Genomic DNA, 17007 nt, shown 5'->3' on the forward strand with positions numbered 1-17007 from the left:
TTCAGCAGTCTGCCGCGCCGTCTCTGCGACAGGCCTTTCGGTGTGCTTCTCAAATTGAAAACCTCCACATGGGGGTGGTCTGGGTTGCGCCATTGCAACCGCTGCGAACGGTCAGGGGGACGGGATGGAGCGGTTACTGCGATGCGATGGAGCGGCCTGCCTTGCGGCGGCCGTCCTTGTGACGTTCGTCACCCTGTTGGCCCAATGTTACAGCCCGGGCCGGCCAACTATTGCCGCCGCGAGCAGGGATAACGTCGCGATCGCGTAACAACCGTGAAGCCGGACCTAGGGCTCGATTTAGCCTGGCTAAAGAAAACTTTTGTTGTGCCCGAGGATTCCTAAACAGTGGGCCCGACGGCGCCCCGGTTGCGCCCCGCCACATCACGGTTGGGTTGCGGCCGGAACCGGCCGGGAACTATCCCTGCCCGCCGGGCGTGGGAATTGGTAGCGTGAGTCATACCGATCTTCACCACCGATCATCACTTACCCCCTTAATTTGGAGGACACCAGCAATGGCACTTGGCGGAAACCCGATCTTCAACGGAAAGAACTTCCGTGGAGCCACCCAGGCACCGCCTGCCCCGCCGGCCCCCTACGGGCAGGGCTACGGCCAGGCGCCGTACGGCCAAAACGGCTATGGCCAGCCCCAGTTCGGCCAGGCCCAGGCCGGCTGGAACCCGGCACAGCAGGCGATGAGCAACGACCAGTTGCAGGACATGTACAACCGCCCTGCCGCCGGGCCGGCCGACAGCGGCCGCATGACCTTTGATGACGTCATCATGAAGACCACGGCCTGCCTCGCGGCCGTCATCGCGGGCGCGGCCGTCACCCTGGTGGTGGCGCAGGGCCTGGCCTCGATGCTGATGATCGTCGGTGCGCTGGGCGGCTTCGTCCTGGCCCTCGTCAACACCTTCAAGAAGCAGCCCTCACCGGCGCTGATCCTGGCCTACGCCGCACTTGAAGGCCTGTTCCTCGGCGGCCTGACCCGGATCCTCGACGGGATGTTCCCCGGCGTCGGACTCCAGGCCGTGATCGGCACGCTCTCCGTCTTCGCCGTCACGCTGGTCCTGTTCAAGAGCGGCAAGGTCCGCGCCACGCCCAAGGCGATGCGCTTCTTTATGATCGCCATGATCGGCTACGCCGTTTTCGCGCTCATCAACATGGTCATGATGTGGACCGGTGCGGTGGACTCCCCGTTCGGCCTGCGCACCAGCTTCGAGATCTTCGGGATCCCGCTGGGTGTCTTCATCGGCCTGCTCGCGATCGGCCTGGCCGCCTTCTCGCTGATCATGGACTTCACCAGCATCGAAGCCGGCGTCCGCAGCGGCGCCCCGCAGCGCTTCTCCTGGACCGCGGCGTTCGGCCTCACGGTCACCCTCGTCTGGCTCTACGTCGAGATCATCCGACTGCTGGCCATCCTCCGCGGCGACGACTAGCCGCAGCAGAACCACCGCGTAGCGAACGAAGCGGGCCCCGCCGGATGGCGGGGCCCGCTTTTCGTCGTCGGCCTTCAGCCGAGCCGCTCGAAGATGACGGCCATGCCCTGGCCGCCGCCCACGCACAAGGTGGCCAGGCCAAGGGTGCCGTCCCGTTCGCGCAGCCCGTTGAGCAGCGTGGTGGCCATCCGGGCGCCGGTCATTCCGAACGGGTGACCCAGCGCGATGGCTCCGCCGTGGACGTTGAGCCGGTCCGGATCGATCCCCAGTTCCCGGGCGCTGGCGATCACCTGGACCGCGAAGGCTTCGTTGAGTTCGACCAGGTCAAGGTCGCCGATCGAGAGGCCGGCAAGCTTCAGCGCCCGCCGGGTCGCCTCGACGGGACCCATGCCCATCAGTTCGGGGGACAGGGCGCTGACCCCGGTGGAGACGATCCGGGCCAGCGGCTCCAGCCCGAGCTCCCGGGCACGTGAATCGCTCATCACGACGACGGCGGCGGCGCCGTCGTTGAGCGGGCAGGCGTTGCCGGCCGTGACGGTTCCCGCGCTGCGGAAGACCGGCTGCAGGGCGCTCACCGCGTCAAGCGTGACCCCCGCCCGGGGCGAGTCGTCCCGGGCGATCACGGCCCCGTCCCTGCGCGTGTACGGCGTGATTTCACGGCCGAAGAACCCGGAGGTGATGGCCGCCTCGGCCCGGTTCTGGCTCTGCACCGCCCAGGCGTCCTGCTCGGCGCGGCTGATGCCGTAGCTGGTGGCGACGTTCTCCGCGGTCTGGCCCATGGACGTGTAGATGTCCGGCATCCGGCCGCCGAGCCGGGGATCGGTCCACGGGGTGTTGGACGCTGCCCGGGCGGCGGTGCGCTTCCGGGCGGCGTCAAAGCGCGGGTTGTGGGTGGCGGCGTCGGTCTCCCCGGCGCCGGCCCAGTCGCGGTACCGGGAGACCGCTTCGACCCCTGCCGCGACGAAGGCGTCACCCTCGCCGGCTTTGACGGCGTGGAACGCCATCCTGATGGTCTGCAGGCTGGAAGCGCAGAAGCGGTTGATGGTGGCGGCCGGGACGTTGTCGAGGCCGGCCAGGATGGTCACCACCCTGGCCATGTTGGACCCCGCCTCGCCGCTGGGTTCGGCGCAGCCCAGGTAGAGGTCGTCGAGGCCGCGGCGGGTGTCCCGCGGGTCGAAGGCGGGCACTTTGGCGAGGGCGGCGGAGACCATGGCGGCGGCAAGATCATCGGGCCGCTCGTCCTTCAACGATCCTTTGAAGGCGCGGCCGATGGGGCTCCGGGCAGTGGCGACGATGACGGCTTCCGGCATGCGCCCAGCCTACGCCCGGACGCCCCGGCGCGGCAGGAACCGGTCAGGCCAGCCGCAGCGCTCCCGCCGCGGGGCTCACCCGGAAGACGTCTGGGGCGGCGTAGCCGGCGCGCGCGAAGGCCTGTCCGACGTCGGCCCGCACCCGCTGCTCCGTGTCCGCGGGGATGAGGGCGATCGCGGAGCCGCCAAACCCGCCGCCGGTCATCCGGGCGCCGATGGCGCCCGCGGCGCGGGACGTGTCCACCGCGAGGTCCAGTTCGGGGCAGGAGATTTCGAAGTCGTCCCGCATCGAGGCGTGGGAGGCGTCCAGCAGCGCGCCGATCGCCTGCGGGCCGGTGCGCTCGAGGAGTTCCACGGTCCGCAGCACGCGCTCGTTCTCAGTGACGACGTGCCGGACCCGGCGGAACGTTTCCGTGTCCAGCAGCCCGGCGGCCTCCTCGAGATCCGCGAGCCCGACGTCGCGCAGCGCCCGGACGCCGAGCACATCGGCGCCCAGTTCGCAGGACGCGCGCCGGGCCGCGTAGGCGCCGCCGGCATGCGAGTGCGAGACCTTGGTGTCGATCACCAGGAGCACCAGGCCGGCGGCCTCGGCGTCGAACGGCACCAGCCGGACGCTCTGGTCGCGGCAGTCGAGGAACACGGCCCGGCCTGCGGCGCCCCGGAGCGAGGCTGACTGGTCCATGATCCCGGTGGGCGCGCCGACGAAGTCGTTTTCCGCGCGCTGGGTGGCCAGCACCATGTCCTCGGCGCTGAGGCCGGCGCCGGTAAGTTCGTTCACGGCCAGGATGACGGCGCATTCAATGGCATGCGAGGAGGACAGCCCGGCTCCCCGCGGCACATCCGAATCCAGCAGCAGGTCCAGGCCGGGGACGGCGAGGCCGCGCTGCTGCAGGGCCCACAGCACACCGAGCGGATACTTGGTCCACCCCCGGGCCGCGGCGGGGTCCAGGGCCGCGGCGTCCGCCGTCGTCAGCCCCTGGTTCCCGAACGTGGACAGCATCCGCAGCGTGGAGTCGGGCCGGAGCCGGACGGCCACCCGGGCGGTGCGGTCAATGGCGAACGGCAGCACAAAGCCCTCGTTGTAGTCCGTGTGTTCGCCGATCAGGTTGACCCGGCCGGGGGCCTGCCAGACGCCGTCGGGGTCCGCCCCGAAGACGTCCGCAAACCGGGACTGGAGTTCACTGGTGCCCAGCGGGACGCTCATAGTGCGCTGCCTTCCGTGCCGGCGGTGGAGCTTGTAGCGCCAGCGCCGCGGAGCCGGGCCGCGACCTCCTCCGGCGTGGTGTCGTTGATGAAGGCCCCCATCGCGGCCTCGGACCCGGCCAGGTACTTCAGCTTGTCCGCCGCGCGCCGCGGAGAGGTCAGCTGCAGGTGCAGGTAGCCGGCGGGACGCAGCACTTTATCCAGCGGTGCCTGCTGCCACGCGGCGATGTAGGGCGTGGGCGTGGGGTAGAGGGCGTCCAAGCGCCGCAGCAGGTCCAGGTACAGTTGCGCCAGCTCGTCCCGCTCGTCGCCGTGCAGGGCGGCGAGGTCGGGCACCTGCCGGTGCGGGACGAGGTGGACTTCCAGCGGCCAGCGGGCGGCGAAGGGCACGTAGGCGCTGAAATGCCGGCCCTCGAGCACCATCCGGCTGCCGTCCGTGCGTTCGGCCCGCAGCAGCGAGCCGGTGAGCGTGTCCCGGCGCCCGGCGTCGTCGTAGTACTTCCGCGCGGCGGCGGCCAGCACCGCGGCCCGCGGCGGAAGGTACGGGTAGGCGTAAATCTGGCCGTGCGGGTGGTGCAAGGTGACGCCGATTTCAGCGCCGCGGTTCTCGAACGGGAAGACCTGGCGGATCCCGGGCAGTGCGCTGAGCGCCGCGGTCCGGACGGCCCAGGCCTCCACCACGGTGCGGGCCCGGGCCTCGCCGAGGCCGGCGAAGGAACCCGCATGGTCCGGGGTGAACGAGACCACCTCGCAGCGCCCGAACGCCGGCACACGGCTTCCCCACGCTGGCTGCTCCGGGAGATGCCCGAGGTCGGGGCCCAGGGAGGGGAAGCGGTTTTCGAACACAACGACGTCGTAGTCCGGCGCCGGGATTTCCGAGCGGCGCTCCGGGGTGCTGGGGCACAGCGGGCATTCCTCGGCCGGCGGGAGGTGTGTCCGGGACTGGCGGTGCGCGGCGATGGCGACCCACTCACCGGTCAGCGCGTCGAAGCGCAGCTCGCCGGCGGGACCGCGTCCGTCGAGGGTCCGGCGATCGGCGGGAGCCCGCAGGGCACCGCCACCGGCGCCGCCGCCTGCGCCGCTACGGCCACGGCCGTGCCCCCCGGCGTCAGCGAAGTAGAAGAACTCCCGGCCGTCGGCGAGGGTTCCCCTGGTGATGCTGTTGGCGCACATTCCATCATTCGATCAGACTTCACGAGTTTCCGGCAAAGCCCCGCCGTGTACGGGCGGGCGCGCGGTTCGGTACCGTGGTGCCCATGGACCCCACCGCTTCCCCGGCTTCCGCTCCCTCCGACCCGTCCGCCGACACCTCCGCCCGGCGCTACGCGAGCGGCCGGCAATACGAGCTGCGCCGCGGCGACGCCCTGGCCGTGGTGACCGAACTCGCCGCCGGCCTGCGGCTCTACAGCCGTGCCGGCGTCCAGCTGACGGAGAGCTACGGGGACGCCGAGATCCCGCCGGGCGCCACCGGTATCACCCTGGCCCCGTGGGCAAACCGGGTAGAGGACGGCGTCTGGCACCTCAACGGGAAAAAGCAGCAACTCGACATCACCGAGGTGGCCAGGAACAACGCCAGCCACGGGCTGCTACGCAACGCGTCCTACGACCTGGTGGACGAATCGGAATTCTCCGTGACCCTGGAGGCGGCCGTATTTCCGCAGCACGGCTATCCCTTCCTGCTGCGGCACCGGGTGCGCTACGAGCTGGACGAGGCCCTGGGGCTCACCGTCCGGCAGACGCTGGTCAACGACTCCCCGGACCCGGCCCCTTTCGTCCTCGGTGCGCACCCCTACCTGCGGCTCGGCGAGGTGCCCAGCGAGGAACTGACCGTCACCGTCAGCGGCCGTACTCGGCTGGTGACCGATGACCGGCTGATTCCGCGCAGCACCGAATCGGCCGCCGGGGACTTCGACCTCCGGGCCGGCCGGCTGGCCGGGGCCCTGGACCTGGACAGCGCGTACACGGACCTGGAGTTCGACGGCGGCGTGGCGCGGAGCACGCTGCGCGCCGCGGACGGCCGCAGCGTGAGCCTCTGGCAGGACGAGCATTGCCGCTACGTCCACGTCTTCGTCACGGACCAGTACCCCGGGCGGTCCAAGGCGGTGGCGCTTGAGCCCATGACGGGGCCGGCCAACGCGTTCAACAGCGGCGACGGGCTGCGCTGGCTGCCGGCGGGGGAGTCCTTCACGATGAGCTGGGGAATCACCGCGTCACTGGGGAGGTAGCCCCGCCCGGGCCCGGGACGCGGTGCTGCGGCGTCCTGGTTCGGCGCCGTCTTGCTACGGCGTCGCCCGGCCCGACGTCGTCCTGCGCCAGTTGGCCTGCCCCGGCGGCGTACTGCCCCGAACGGCCTCCAGCCGCTTGGCGGGCCTTGTTACCCTGCCGCGTTTCCCTTCCGCCGTTTCCCTTGTGGGCCGCACTGGGGAATTATTGGGCTATGACGCCAGCTGAGGACGCCACCGCCCGCCCCGACTCCGAGCTGCCCGGGTATGCCGCCCCGGAGCTCTCCGCCCCGCCTGCCGGCACGCCCGCAGGCGTGCCCGCCGCCCCGGAAGCAGGCCTGCCCACCCGTGTGCCCGACCCCGTGCCGCACGCCGTTCCCCGGGTCCGCAGCGACCGGGAAGTGGACGAGGACATTCCCTACGGCGTTCGGATCGCGGCCTCGTGGGCGTGGCGGATCGGCCTGATCCTGGTGGTGACCGGGGTGCTCGTCTGGCTGCTGAGCAAGATCAGCTTCCTCATCATCCCGGTAATGGTCGCCGCCCTGCTGGCCGGACTGCTCAGCCCCGTCACCCGCTGGCTGCGCAGGCGCCGGGTGCCCAACGGCGCCGCCGTCGCCATCACGCTGCTCGGCTTCATCGGACTCATCGCCGGCGCGCTCGCCCTCGTCGGCCGCCAGCTCACCGCCGGCTTCGGCGAACTCTGGGGCCAGGCACTGGAGGGCCTGCAGCAGATCCAGACCTGGCTGGCCGAGGGCCCGCTGCACCTGACCGCCGCCCAGATTGACACCTACGTCAAGGAGGGGGCCGACGCGCTGCAGAAAAACAGCAGCAGCATCCTCAGCGGCGCGCTGACCTTCGGCAGCACCGCCGGGCACTTCGCCGCCGGGCTCCTGATCGCCTTGTTCGTCACGATCTTCTTCCTGCTCGAAGGCGACCGGATCTGGGGGTTCCTAGTCCGGCTGATGCCGCGGAAAGCCCGCCCTGCCGTGAACGGCGCCGGCCGGCGCGGCTGGAGCTCGATGGTCAGCTACACCCGGATCCAGATGTTCGTCGCGTTCGTGGACGCCGTCGGAATCGGCGTCGGCGCCGCGATCATCGGTGTGCCGCTGGCGCTGCCGCTCGGCGTGCTGGTGTTCATCGGCTCCTTCATCCCCCTGGTCGGCGCACTCGTCACCGGCGCCGTCGCCGTGCTGCTTGCACTGGTGGCCAACGGCCTGGTCAACGCGCTCATCATGGTGGGCATCGTGCTGCTGGTCCAGCAGCTGGAGGGCCACATCCTGCAGCCGCTCGTGATGGGCAAGGCCGTCTCGCTCCACCCGGTTGCCGTCATCCTGTCCGTCGCCGCCGGCTCCTACCTGGCCGGCATCCCGGGCGCCCTGTTCTCCGTGCCGATCCTCGCCGTAGCAAACTCGGCCATTCGGTACATTGCGGCCAGAACGTGGGAACATGATGGAGAGCTGGCAGCCGCGAGCCGGCAGGGAGCCCCTGCACTTGCCGGCGCCGGCCAGGACCCGGGCAACAGGGAGGTCCACCGCCCTGGCGCCGACGCCGGAACCCCCAAAGGAGACTAGTTCGTGAATACCCTCGAGAGCATGCCCGTCACGCTGGACGATGTCCTGGAGGCGCAGAAGCTGCTCGACGGGATTATTACGCGGACCCCGGTGGAGTCATCCCGGGCGCTGGGCAGCATCGCCGGCGGCGAGGTCTATTTCAAATGCGAGAACCTGCAACGCGCAGGCTCCTTCAAGGTGCGCGGCGCCTACGTGCGGATGGCCAAGCTCTCCGCCGAGGAGAAGAAACGAGGCGTCGTCGCGGCCTCGGCCGGCAACCACGCCCAGGGCGTGGCCGTCGCCGCCAAGGCCCTCGGCATCAAGGCCCGCATCTACATGCCGCTGGGCGTCGCCCTGCCCAAGCTCGCCGCGACGCGCAGCCACGGCGCCGAGGTGGTGCTGCACGGCCACAACGTGGACGAGGCGCTGGCCGAGGCCAAACGCTACGCAGATGAAACGGGCGCGGTCTTTGTCCACCCGTTCGACGACGTCGACGTCGTGGCCGGCCAGGGCACCGTCGGACTGGAGATCCTCGAGCAAATCCCCAACGTGGACACCATCCTGATGGGCGTCGGCGGCGGCGGGCTGCTGGCCGGCGTCGCCGTGGCCGTGAAGGCCCGGGCCAAGGAACTCGGCCGGGAGATCCGCATCATCGGCGTGCAGGCCGAAAACGCCGCCGCCTACCCGCCCTCGCTCGCGGCCGACGCGCTCGTGCCGCTCAAGCGCGTCTCCACGATGGCCGACGGCATCGCCGTGGGCCGGCCGGGGCAGCTGCCGTTCAGCATCATCCGCGAGCTGGTCGACGACGTCGTCACGGTCAGCGAGGATGCGCTGGCTCGGGCGCTGATCTTCCTGCTGGAACGGGCCAAGATGGTGGTCGAACCGGCCGGCGCCGTGGGCGTCGCCGCGCTGATGGAAGGCAAGATCGAGAACCCGGGAACCGTCGCCGTCGTGCTCTCCGGCGGCAACATCGACCCGATGCTGATGCTCAAAGTCATCCAGCGGGGCCTCTCCGCCGCCGGACGGTACATGACCGTGCGGATGATGCTGGACGACCGTCCCGGCTCGCTCGCGACCATCGCCCGGATCATTGCCGAAAACGACGCCAACGTCACCGGCCTGGACCACACCCGGGTGGGCGGCTCGATCAGCATGGGCGACGTGTCCATCACCGTCAACCTGGAAACCAAGGGCCACGAGCACTGCGAGCAGGTCCTGGGCGCGCTCCGGGCCGAGGGTTTCCAGCCGATCGTGGTGCACTAGGGGCGCCGCGGTGCTCGAAGCGTCCCCAGGGGAACGGCGCCGGGACACCCCTGCGGCCCGGGCACGGCGGGGCCTGCTGGTGGTGGGCTCCTTCGTGCTGCTGCTCTACGCGATCGAGATCCTCAACACCCTGCTGCTGCACTCGCTCAACGGCACCTTCGGGCTGCGGCCGCGCTCCGCCGACGGGCTGCTGGACATCGTGACGTTTCCGCTGCTGCACGCCAACCTCGCCCACCTGCTCTCCAACACCCTGCCGCTGATCATCTTCGGCTTCCTGGTCTTCCTGTCCGGCGTGCGGGTCTTCGCCACGGCGCTGGCCTCAAGCTGGGTAGGCTCGGGCGCGACGGTGTGGCTGATCGGCGGCCACAACATCACAGTGGGCGCGTCCGGGCTGGTCTTCGGGCTCTTCGCGTTCCTACTGGTGCGCGGCTTCTTCAACCGCCACTGGGGCCAGATCCTGCTCTCCGTGGTGCTCTTCCTGGCCTACGGCGGCATCCTCTTCGGTGTGCTGCCCACGGTGGCGGGCTACGTCTCCTGGCAGGCCCACCTGGGCGGCGCCGCCGGCGGCGTGATCGCGGCCCTGCTGCTGCGCCGCAGACGCTAGTTAAACGCCGACGCCGGCCCTCCCGCTGCAGGGGAGGGCCGGCGTCGGCCGCTGCGCACTTAGCCGACGTACGGCTTCGCGGAGATGATCTCCACGGTGATGTCCTTGCCGTTCGGGGCGGTGTAGCTGAGCTTGTCGCCTTCCTTGTGGCCGACGATGGCGGAACCCAGCGGGGACTTCTCGCTGAAGACATCCAGGTCCGAATCGCCGGCGATTTCGCGGGAGCCCAGCAGGAACGTCTCTTCGTCCCCGGCGATCTTCGCCACGACAATCATGCCCGGCTCGACGATTCCGTCGTCGGCAGCGGCTTCACCCACGTGCGCATCGCGGAGCAACACGGTCAGCTGGCGGATGCGGGCCTCGATCTTGCCCTGCTCTTCCTTGGCCGCGTGGTAGCCGCCGTTCTCCTTGAGGTCGCCTTCCTGGCGGGCAGCTTCGATCTTCTGAACGATGTCTGCACGGCCGGCGCCGGAGAGGTGGTCCAGCTCTGCCTTCAGGCGGTCAAAAGCTTCCTGGGTAAGCCAAGCTGCAGTTGCGCTGTTGGTGGTCGACACGGACTTCTCCTTTTGGTGGTCAAACAAGCAAAGACCCCGCCACGGTGGCCACTTTTGGATCTCAGTAACCAGCTCAGCGGGGTAGAGGTATTGATCCATTGTAGTCAATGCTGTGGATAAACCCAAGAACCCCTGCGGCGCAGATCACACTGTGTTACGCCGGCAGTTGCTCCCGGACGCCGGCGGGCGGGCGGGTGCGGCCGTGGCTCCTGCCGGCGGACCGCTACTTGGCGGCGTCCGGAATCCAGCAGTTGTCCACGACGGCGGACACGGACTGCGATTCGGTGCGGACGCTCACCCGGTGCACGGTGGTGCGGCCGCCGTCGGCGCCGGCGTCCGCGGCGTTGGGGCCGACGTCGACGACTTTCCAGCCGACGACGGCGAACTTGGCGTCGAGGGCCTTGACCGCGCACTTGGCCGCCGTTTCCGGATTCTTGGTGACCTGGAAATCGACCTCGGCCACGGTGGCGTCGGGGGTGCTGTAGCCGATGTCCTTGAAGCTGACGGATTCGGTGGCCGCCGACGTCGAAATCCAGGCCATCAGGCCGATCCCGGCCGCGAGGGCAGCGATCAGGATGTTCCGCTTCGTACGGCCGCCCAGCGCGCGCTTTTGGCCGCCGTAGCGATTGGCTAGGCTGGTAGATGCCGGCGCGGGCGCGGCGGGCTGCTCCTCGGAAGTCACCAGTCCAGTTTAGTGTGGATCGGGCGGGGGAGTCGCCGCACCGCTGTTCCGCCCGTCCAGCACCGAACCCGCAGAAGAAAGAGGAGCCGTCCCACGATGACAGCGTCCCCCAGCCCGTCAGCCCCGCTTCGGCTGCTCGCCGTCCACGCGCACCCCGACGACGAGTCCAGCAAGGGCGCCGCGACCATGGCCATGTACGCCGCCGCCGGCATCGACGTGATGGTGGCCACCTGCACCGACGGGTCCCGCGGCGACATCCAGAACCCGGCCATGGAGAGCGCGCCGCACCCCAAGCGGGACATGGCGGGCGCCCGCCGGCTGGAGATGGACAATGCGGCCAAGGTCCTGGGGATCCGCCAGCGCTGGCTGGGTTTCGTCGACTCCGGCCTGCCCGAAGGCGACCCGCTGCCGCCGCTGCCCGTCGGTTCCTTCGCCACCCTGCCGCTGGAGCGGGCTGCCGCGCCGCTGGTCCGGCTGGTCCGCGCGTTCAAGCCCCAGGTCATCCTCAGTTACGACGAGAACGGCGGCTATCCGCACCCGGACCACATCATGGCGCACCGGGTCGCCGTCGAAGCGTTCGAGGCCGCCGGGGATCCGGCCCGGTATCCCGGAACCGGCGAGGCCTGGGAGCCCAGCAAGCTCTACTACGACCGGGCCTTCAGCCCCGAACGGTTCCGCGCCCTGCATTACGCGCTGGAGGAAGCCGGGCTGCAGTCGCCGTATGCCGAACGGCTCGCGGCGTGGCTGGAGGCCGACGCCGAGGGGCACACCCCGCCGGCGCCCACGCACCCCACCACTACCCAGATCGAGTGCGGGGACTTCTTTGAATCCCGCGACGACGCCCTGCGCGCGCACCGCACCCAGATCGATCCGGAGGGGTTCTTCTTCGCCGTGTCGCCGGCGATGCAGCGGCAGACCTGGCCGTGGGAAGACTACTCGCTGATCCAGTCCAGGGTCCCCGCGGATCTGCCCGAAACGGACTTCTTTGCCGGGCTAAGATAGATCCAGCAGGGACTTCTATGCCGCGTAGAAGAGTGGCACTGGAAGACCCGCAGAAGACGCTCCCCACAGAAGGTTTCCACCGTGCATTCCTTGCTCACCGCCCTGGCGACATCCCCGGCGCCCACACCGACGCCGTCGCTGCGCCCGGGGCTCAACCAGGACCAGGTCACCCCGGGCCTGCTGGGCTTCCTGCTGACCGCGTTCATCGTGGTGCTCACGGCGCTGCTGATTGTGGACATGGTGCGCCGGATCCGCCGGGTCCGGTACCGCGCCCAGGTGGAGGAAGAGCGCGCGGCTGCCGAGGAGGCCGGCCGGGGCGGGGAAACCGGCGCCTGGCAGGACGACACGGGCCGGCACGACAACGCCGGGCTGCCGGAAAGCGGCGGCCCTGCCGGCCGCCCGCCGGCCCGCGAGGCGGACACCCGGCCGGAGCCCAACGGTGACACAGGATCCGGGAACCGCTGACCGCGGCCCCTCCGAGGCCCGGCCCGGGGCGTCCAACGTCCTGGGCCGGGAACCCTCTGCCTACCTCCGCCAGCACGCCGGCAACCCGGTGCACTGGCAACCCTTCGGCGATGCAGCCTTCGCCTTCGCCGCCGCCCGCGACGTCCCGGTGTTCCTGTCGATCGGCTACGCGGCGTGCCACTGGTGCCACGTCATGGCCCGCGAGTCCTTTGAAGACCAGGACACCGCCGACTTCCTGAACGCGAATTTCGTCGCCGTGAAGGTGGACCGCGAGGAACGCCCCGACGTCGACGCCGTCTACATGACCGCCACCCAGGCCATCAGCGGCGAGGGCGGCTGGCCGATGTCCGTTTTCCTCCTGCCCGACGGCCGCGCGTTCCACGCCGGCACGTACTACCCGCCCCGGCCGATGCCCGGCCGTCCCTCCTTCCGCCAGGTGCTGGAGGCGGTCCGGGAAGCCTGGCTGGAACGCCGCAGCGCCCTCGAAGAGAACGCCGAGTCCCTGGCCCGCGGCATCGCCACGGCCCAGACGGGTTCCGCCGTCCGGCTCGACGCGCCCCCGCCTGCCCTTGACCCGGCGCTGCTCGCCGAGGCGGTGCGTGCGCTGGCACGAAGCGAAGATGCCGCCGGGGGCTTCGGCGCCGCCCCCAAATTCCCGCCGTCGGCCGTCCTGGAGTTCCTGATCCGGCACGCCGCCGCGGGCTCCGGGACCGCGGAGGCGGCCGCGGACCTGGCCGGCCGCACACTCGCGGCGATGGCGCGTTCGGCCCTGTTCGACCAGCTCGACGGCGGCTTCGCCCGCTACTCCGTGACCCGCGACTGGTCCGTCCCGCACTTCGAGAAGATGCTCTACGACAACGCCCAGCTGCTGCGCTGCTACACCCACTGGGTGCGGCTGGGCGGCACGGACGGCTACCCGGCCGGGGAGGCCGCCGCCGTCGCCGGCAGCACCGCGGACTGGATGCTGTCTTCGCTGGGGCTCGCGGAGTCCCCGGTGGCCACGGGCAGTGCCGGCGGCGCCGCGGCGCTGGCGTCCTCCCTCGATGCGGACACCGTGGTGGACGGGGAACACTCCGAGGGCGCCAGCTATCTGTGGACCCCCGCGGAACTGACGGCGCTGCTGGGACCGGACGACGGCCCGGCCGTGGCCCGGCTGATGCACGTCCGCGACAGCGGCACCGTCTCCGACGCCGGTTCGCCGCTGCATCCCGGCCGCGCGCTGGACGGACCGGAAACCGGGTTGTGGCAGCGGGTGCGGGCCGTGCTGCGCCAGGCCCGCGCGGCGCGGCCGCAGCCTGCCCGGGACGACAAGGTGGTGGCCGGCTGGAACGGACTGGCCGTCGCGGCCCTGGCCGAGGCCGGCGCTGTGCTGGACCGGCCCGAGCTGGTGGCCGCCGCCGAACGGATCGCCGGTTACCTCGAGCGGGTGCACTGGAGGCCGGGGACCGGAACGGAGCCCGGCAGGCTGGTCCGGGTCTCCCACGACGGCGCCGCCCGCGGAATCGGCGGCCTGCTGGAGGACTATGCCTTCTGCGCGGAGGGCTTGTTCGCGCTCTATGCCGTCACCGGGCGGACCCGCTGGTATGCCCTGGCCGACGCCGTCGTGGCGGCGGCCTGCTCGCGGTTCGCCGCCGGCGGGGAGTTGCGCGACGCTGCCGGCGAGTCCGAGCAGGTCTTCAACGCCCAAGGCCGCCGCGCCGGAATGGACCCGTTCGACAACGCAACCCCCAGCGGGGCGGCCGCCTTTGCCGGGGTGCTGCTGTCCTCCGCAGCCCTCTCCGGATCCGCGGAACGCCGGGCCATGGCCGGCAACATCCTGTCCCTGCTGCCGCCGCTGGCGGGCACCGCGCCCCGGGTGGCCGGGTGGCTGCTGGCCACGGCGCAGGCCGCGCTCGCCGGCCCGGTGGAGGCCGCCGTCGCCGGAGCCGACACGCCGCAGCGGGCGGCACTGCACCGCGCGCTGCTGCACTCGCCCAGCCCGGGGCTGGTGATCGCGCTGCAGGACCCGGCCGCCGGGGCCGACGCTGCGCCGGTGCCCCTGCTGCGGGGGCGGGCGGCGGCCCCGGACGGGGCGCCGCTGGCCTACCTGTGCCGCGGCATGGTGTGCGGGCTTCCGGCGGGTTCTGTCGAGGCGCTCCGGGACCGGCTGGCTAGCATGGCTGGATGACTTCTGTGCCGGTGGCCCCGGATCCTTTTGAACAGGTCGTGTTCGACTGCGACGGTGTCCTGGTGGACTCCGAGGTGATCTCCGTTCGGGTGGACCAGCGGGTGCTGGCCGATCTCGGCTGGGAGCTGGAGATCGAGGAGATCGTGCGGCGCTTCGTCGGCCGCAGCGAGGCCAACTTCATCGCCACCGTGGAACGGCAGTTGGGTATCGAACTGGTTGAAGGCTGGGACCGGAGCTACCAGCAGTGGTACCACGAGGCCTTCGAGCGGGACCTCACGGCCGTCGACGGCGTGGAGGAGGCCCTGGACCGGATCCGGCTTCCGCACTGCGTCGCCTCCAGCGGCAGCCACGCCAAGATGCAGCGCACCCTGGGCCGGACCGGGCTGCTGCACCGCTTCGCCGGCCGCATCTTCAGCGCCACCGACGTCGCCAACGGCAAACCCGCCCCGGACCTCTTCCTGCACGCGGCCGGGACGCTCGGGACAGCGCCGCACCGCTGCGCCGTCGTCGAGGACAGCGCCTACGGCGTGCAGGCGGCGCGGGCCGCGGGGATGCACGTGTTCGCCTACGCGGGCGGCGTGACCCCGGCGGAACGGCTGGCCGGCCCCGGCACCACCGTCTTCCACGACATGCGCCGGCTCCCGGAGCTCATCGCCGCGGGCCGGCCGGGCTGAGCGGTCAGCCGGCGCTGGGCGCCGGCCGAGGGCGGCGGGCCGAGGGTGGGTCAGCTGAGGACGGCGATCGCGATCGCGATGTAGTGCGCGGCAAAGGCAAAGACCGTAAAGGCGTGGAAAAGCTCGTGGAAGCCGAAATGCCGGTAGCTGAAGTTGGGTTTTTTCAACGCATAGAAAACGGCGCCGGCGATGTAGAGGGCGCCGCCGACGCAGATCAGCACCGCGGCGGGAACGCTGGCGGCGAAAAAATCCGGCAGGTAGAACAGGGCGCCGCAGCCCAGGGCGATGTAGATCGGCACGTAAAGCCAGCGCGGAGCGTGGGTCCAGAGCAGGCGGAAGAGCACGCCCAGCACCGCGCCGGACCAGATCACCCACAGCAGGACGACGGCGGTGGGCCGGGCCAGGAGCGCCCACGCCAGCGGTGTGTAGCTGCCGGCAATGACCAGCATGATATTGGTGTGGTCCAGCCGCTTCAGCACGATCTTCACGCCGGGGGACCAGTTTCCGCGGTGGTAGACGGCGCTGACCCCGAAGAGCAGCACACCGGTGAAGGCATAGACCGCCGAGGCGATTTTCAGCTCGGTGGTGGGGGCCAGGAGCACCAGCGCCAGGCCCGCGACGAAGGCCAGCGGTGCCGTGACGGTGTGGATCCAGCCCCGCCATTTCGGCTTGATCATCAGGAGCTCCGCGATCCCTGCGGCTGCGTCGTCCACCGGGCTGTTTTCGCGGCGCGCCGGGCCGGTGCCGCTGTCCGCGGACCGTCCGGGTCCGGGCTCGGGACTGGTGCTCTCCATCCGGCCATAATAACCTACGGCGCGGTAAGTTACCGGTGAGTAACAACGCGGTCGGGCATGAATCGCGCCCGGGGTGCGCGCGGGAGGAGCCGTCCGGCGGGTAGCCTAGGAATGCACTGCCGTCAGACCCCAAGGAAGCCAGGTGAATCTCCGGATGGAACTGCCCGGGTTCCTGTATGGCTTCTACGAGCGCAGCCTCCAGCGGTCCCTGGACCCGGAGCGCGTCCCCAAACACATCGGCGTGATGGTCGACGGCAACCGGCGCTGGGCGCGGCAGTTCAACGCCCCCACCAGCCAGGGCCACCAGGCGGGTGCGGACAAGATCCACGAGTTCCTCGGCTGGTGCCAGGAGCTCGGGATCAAGGTCGTCACGCTGTACATGCTCTCCACGGACAACATGAACCGCTCCGGTGAAGAGCTGGACCTGCTGATGGGCATCATCGCCAACACCCTGGACCGCCTCGACGAGGACGCCGACATCTCGGTCCACGCCATGGGCGCCCCGGAGCTGCTGCCGGACTACCTCGCCGAGCGGCTCAACAAACTCACCGCCCGCACGCCCGTGCACGAAAAGATCCACGTCAACGTCGCCGTCGGCTACGGCGGCCGCCGGGAGATCGTCGACGCCGTCCGCGAACTGCTGCACGACGCCGTCGCCCGCGGCGCCGACATCGGCAAGCTGGCCGACGAACTCAGTGTCGACGACATCTCCCGCTTCCTCTACACCCGCGGCCAGCCCGACCCCGACCTCGTGATCCGCACCTCCGGGGAGCAGCGGCTCTCCGGTTTCCTGATGTGGCAAAGCGCCTACAGCGAGTTCTACTTCTGCGAAGCGCTCTGGCCTGCCTTCCGCAAGGTTGACTTCCTCCGTGCCCTGCGGGACTACGCCGGCCGGCAGCGCCGCTTCGGCTCCTGACGCGGTTAAGCCGGGCTTCACCTGATGGCCACAGGAATCGCCGAAAAATAGACCGGCAATGCGCTGGCCGCGGACGTACGTTAATCCCATCAGCGGGTAAACCGCCGGCTGATCGGGGAGGCCAGTACTATGGAGCGGAAGTTCGCACCGGGTGTATGGGAGGCC

Annotated in this window: 16 protein-coding genes; 10 read left to right on the forward strand and 6 right to left on the reverse strand. The window is 70.5% G+C overall.

The window, feature by feature from the left end; genetic code table 11:
- The first annotated feature begins 512 nt into the window (after nucleotides 1–512).
- A complete protein-coding gene (locus tag ABIN76_RS09570) occupies nucleotides 513–1436 on the forward strand; it encodes a Bax inhibitor-1/YccA family protein (protein WP_346959476.1) in 924 nt (307 codons plus the stop codon).
- Nucleotides 1437–1510: 74 nt separating this feature from the next.
- Here the strand turns inward: ABIN76_RS09570 and ABIN76_RS09575 are convergent, their stop codons facing one another.
- The 3 genes from ABIN76_RS09575 to galT are packed head-to-tail and all read right to left on the reverse strand — an operon-like array spanning nucleotide 1511 to nucleotide 5122.
- Nucleotides 1511–2746, reverse strand: a complete 1236-nt coding sequence (locus tag ABIN76_RS09575) for an acetyl-CoA C-acetyltransferase (protein ID WP_346959477.1) — start codon at nucleotides 2744–2746, stop codon at nucleotides 1511–1513.
- 43 nt (nucleotides 2747–2789) lie between these two features.
- On the reverse strand, nucleotides 2790–3950 hold the full coding sequence (gene galK, locus ABIN76_RS09580; protein WP_346959478.1) for a galactokinase: 1161 nt from the start codon (nucleotides 3948–3950) through the stop codon (nucleotides 2790–2792).
- The gene (gene galT, locus ABIN76_RS09585; RefSeq protein ID WP_346959479.1) at nucleotides 3947–5122 is read right to left on the reverse strand and encodes a galactose-1-phosphate uridylyltransferase; all 1176 of its coding nucleotides are present in this window, start codon (nucleotides 5120–5122) and stop codon (nucleotides 3947–3949) included. The genes galK and galT overlap by 4 nt, the downstream gene beginning before the upstream one ends.
- An 83-nt stretch (nucleotides 5123–5205) precedes the next feature.
- On the opposite strand from galT, the gene ABIN76_RS09590 reads away from it, so the two are divergent.
- The 4 genes from ABIN76_RS09590 (at nucleotide 5206) to ABIN76_RS09605 (ending at nucleotide 9588) form a co-directional block, all read left to right on the forward strand.
- Complete coding sequence (locus ABIN76_RS09590) at nucleotides 5206–6174, forward strand: aldose 1-epimerase family protein (protein WP_346959480.1); 969 nt, start codon at nucleotides 5206–5208, stop codon at nucleotides 6172–6174.
- A 212-nt stretch (nucleotides 6175–6386) separates the two neighbouring features.
- A complete protein-coding gene (locus ABIN76_RS09595; protein ID WP_346959481.1) occupies nucleotides 6387–7742 on the forward strand; it encodes an AI-2E family transporter in 1356 nt (451 codons plus the stop codon).
- 3 nt (nucleotides 7743–7745) lie between these two features.
- Nucleotides 7746–8984 carry a threonine ammonia-lyase gene (ilvA, locus tag ABIN76_RS09600; protein ID WP_346959482.1) on the forward strand — a complete coding sequence of 413 codons (1239 nt, stop codon included), beginning with the start codon at nucleotides 7746–7748 and terminating at the stop codon, nucleotides 8982–8984.
- Between the two features lie 10 nt (nucleotides 8985–8994).
- Nucleotides 8995–9588 carry a rhomboid family intramembrane serine protease gene (locus ABIN76_RS09605; protein ID WP_346959483.1) on the forward strand — a complete coding sequence of 198 codons (594 nt, stop codon included), beginning with the start codon at nucleotides 8995–8997 and terminating at the stop codon, nucleotides 9586–9588.
- Nucleotides 9589–9647: 59 nt separating this feature from the next.
- Here the strand turns inward: ABIN76_RS09605 and greA are convergent, their stop codons facing one another.
- Together greA and ABIN76_RS09615 are read right to left on the reverse strand one after the other, a co-directional pair.
- The gene (greA, locus tag ABIN76_RS09610; RefSeq protein WP_346959484.1) at nucleotides 9648–10142 is read right to left on the reverse strand and encodes a transcription elongation factor GreA; all 495 of its coding nucleotides are present in this window, start codon (nucleotides 10140–10142) and stop codon (nucleotides 9648–9650) included.
- Nucleotides 10143–10365: 223 nt separating this feature from the next.
- Nucleotides 10366–10824, reverse strand: a complete 459-nt coding sequence (locus tag ABIN76_RS09615) for a DUF4307 domain-containing protein (RefSeq protein WP_346959485.1) — start codon at nucleotides 10822–10824, stop codon at nucleotides 10366–10368.
- Between the two features lie 96 nt (nucleotides 10825–10920).
- Here ABIN76_RS09615 and mca point away from each other — a divergent pair, with 96 nt between their 5' ends.
- From mca to ABIN76_RS09635, 4 genes are all read left to right on the forward strand, one after another.
- Entirely contained in the window at nucleotides 10921–11826 is a 906-nt protein-coding gene (gene mca / locus ABIN76_RS09620) for a mycothiol conjugate amidase Mca (RefSeq protein ID WP_346959486.1), read from the forward strand.
- An 81-nt stretch (nucleotides 11827–11907) separates the two neighbouring features.
- Entirely contained in the window at nucleotides 11908–12291 is a 384-nt protein-coding gene (locus ABIN76_RS09625; RefSeq protein ID WP_346959487.1) for a hypothetical protein, read from the forward strand.
- On the forward strand, nucleotides 12266–14458 hold the full coding sequence (locus ABIN76_RS09630; RefSeq protein WP_346959488.1) for a thioredoxin domain-containing protein: 2193 nt from the start codon (nucleotides 12266–12268) through the stop codon (nucleotides 14456–14458). The genes ABIN76_RS09625 and ABIN76_RS09630 overlap by 26 nt, the downstream gene beginning before the upstream one ends.
- On the forward strand, nucleotides 14455–15132 hold the full coding sequence (locus ABIN76_RS09635) for an HAD family hydrolase (RefSeq protein WP_346959489.1): 678 nt from the start codon (nucleotides 14455–14457) through the stop codon (nucleotides 15130–15132). Before ABIN76_RS09630 ends, ABIN76_RS09635 begins: the two co-directional genes overlap by 4 nt.
- 50 nt (nucleotides 15133–15182) lie before the next feature.
- Here ABIN76_RS09635 and ABIN76_RS09640 read toward each other — a convergent pair whose 3' ends face one another.
- Nucleotides 15183–15824 carry a hemolysin III family protein gene (locus tag ABIN76_RS09640; protein WP_346959533.1) on the reverse strand — a complete coding sequence of 214 codons (642 nt, stop codon included), beginning with the start codon at nucleotides 15822–15824 and terminating at the stop codon, nucleotides 15183–15185.
- A 256-nt stretch (nucleotides 15825–16080) separates the two neighbouring features.
- On the opposite strand from ABIN76_RS09640, the gene ABIN76_RS09645 reads away from it, so the two are divergent.
- The gene (locus tag ABIN76_RS09645) at nucleotides 16081–16842 is read left to right on the forward strand and encodes an isoprenyl transferase (protein WP_346959534.1); all 762 of its coding nucleotides are present in this window, start codon (nucleotides 16081–16083) and stop codon (nucleotides 16840–16842) included.
- The last annotated feature ends 165 nt before the right edge of the window (nucleotides 16843–17007 follow it).

Source organism: uncultured Arthrobacter sp. (genome assembly GCF_964021775.1).
In the GTDB taxonomy this organism is placed as follows: Bacteria; Actinomycetota; Actinomycetes; order Actinomycetales; family Micrococcaceae; genus Arthrobacter.

Excerpts from the sequence above, each read along its gene's own strand:
- ABIN76_RS09570 (WP_346959476.1), top strand. The coding sequence starts at position 513 with ATGGCACTTGGCGGAAACCCGATCTTCAACGGAAAGAACTTCCGTGGA.
- ABIN76_RS09575 (WP_346959477.1), bottom strand. The coding sequence starts at position 2,746 with ATGCCGGAAGCCGTCATCGTCGCCACTGCCCGGAGCCCCATCGGCCGC.
- galK (WP_346959478.1), bottom strand. The coding sequence starts at position 3,950 with ATGAGCGTCCCGCTGGGCACCAGTGAACTCCAGTCCCGGTTTGCGGAC.
- galT (WP_346959479.1), bottom strand. The coding sequence starts at position 5,122 with ATGTGCGCCAACAGCATCACCAGGGGAACCCTCGCCGACGGCCGGGAG.
- ABIN76_RS09590 (WP_346959480.1), top strand. The coding sequence starts at position 5,206 with ATGGACCCCACCGCTTCCCCGGCTTCCGCTCCCTCCGACCCGTCCGCC.
- ABIN76_RS09595 (WP_346959481.1), top strand. The coding sequence starts at position 6,387 with ATGACGCCAGCTGAGGACGCCACCGCCCGCCCCGACTCCGAGCTGCCC.
- mca (WP_346959486.1), top strand. The coding sequence starts at position 10,921 with ATGACAGCGTCCCCCAGCCCGTCAGCCCCGCTTCGGCTGCTCGCCGTC.
- ABIN76_RS09635 (WP_346959489.1), top strand. The coding sequence starts at position 14,455 with ATGACTTCTGTGCCGGTGGCCCCGGATCCTTTTGAACAGGTCGTGTTC.
- ABIN76_RS09645 (WP_346959534.1), top strand. The coding sequence starts at position 16,081 with ATGGAACTGCCCGGGTTCCTGTATGGCTTCTACGAGCGCAGCCTCCAG.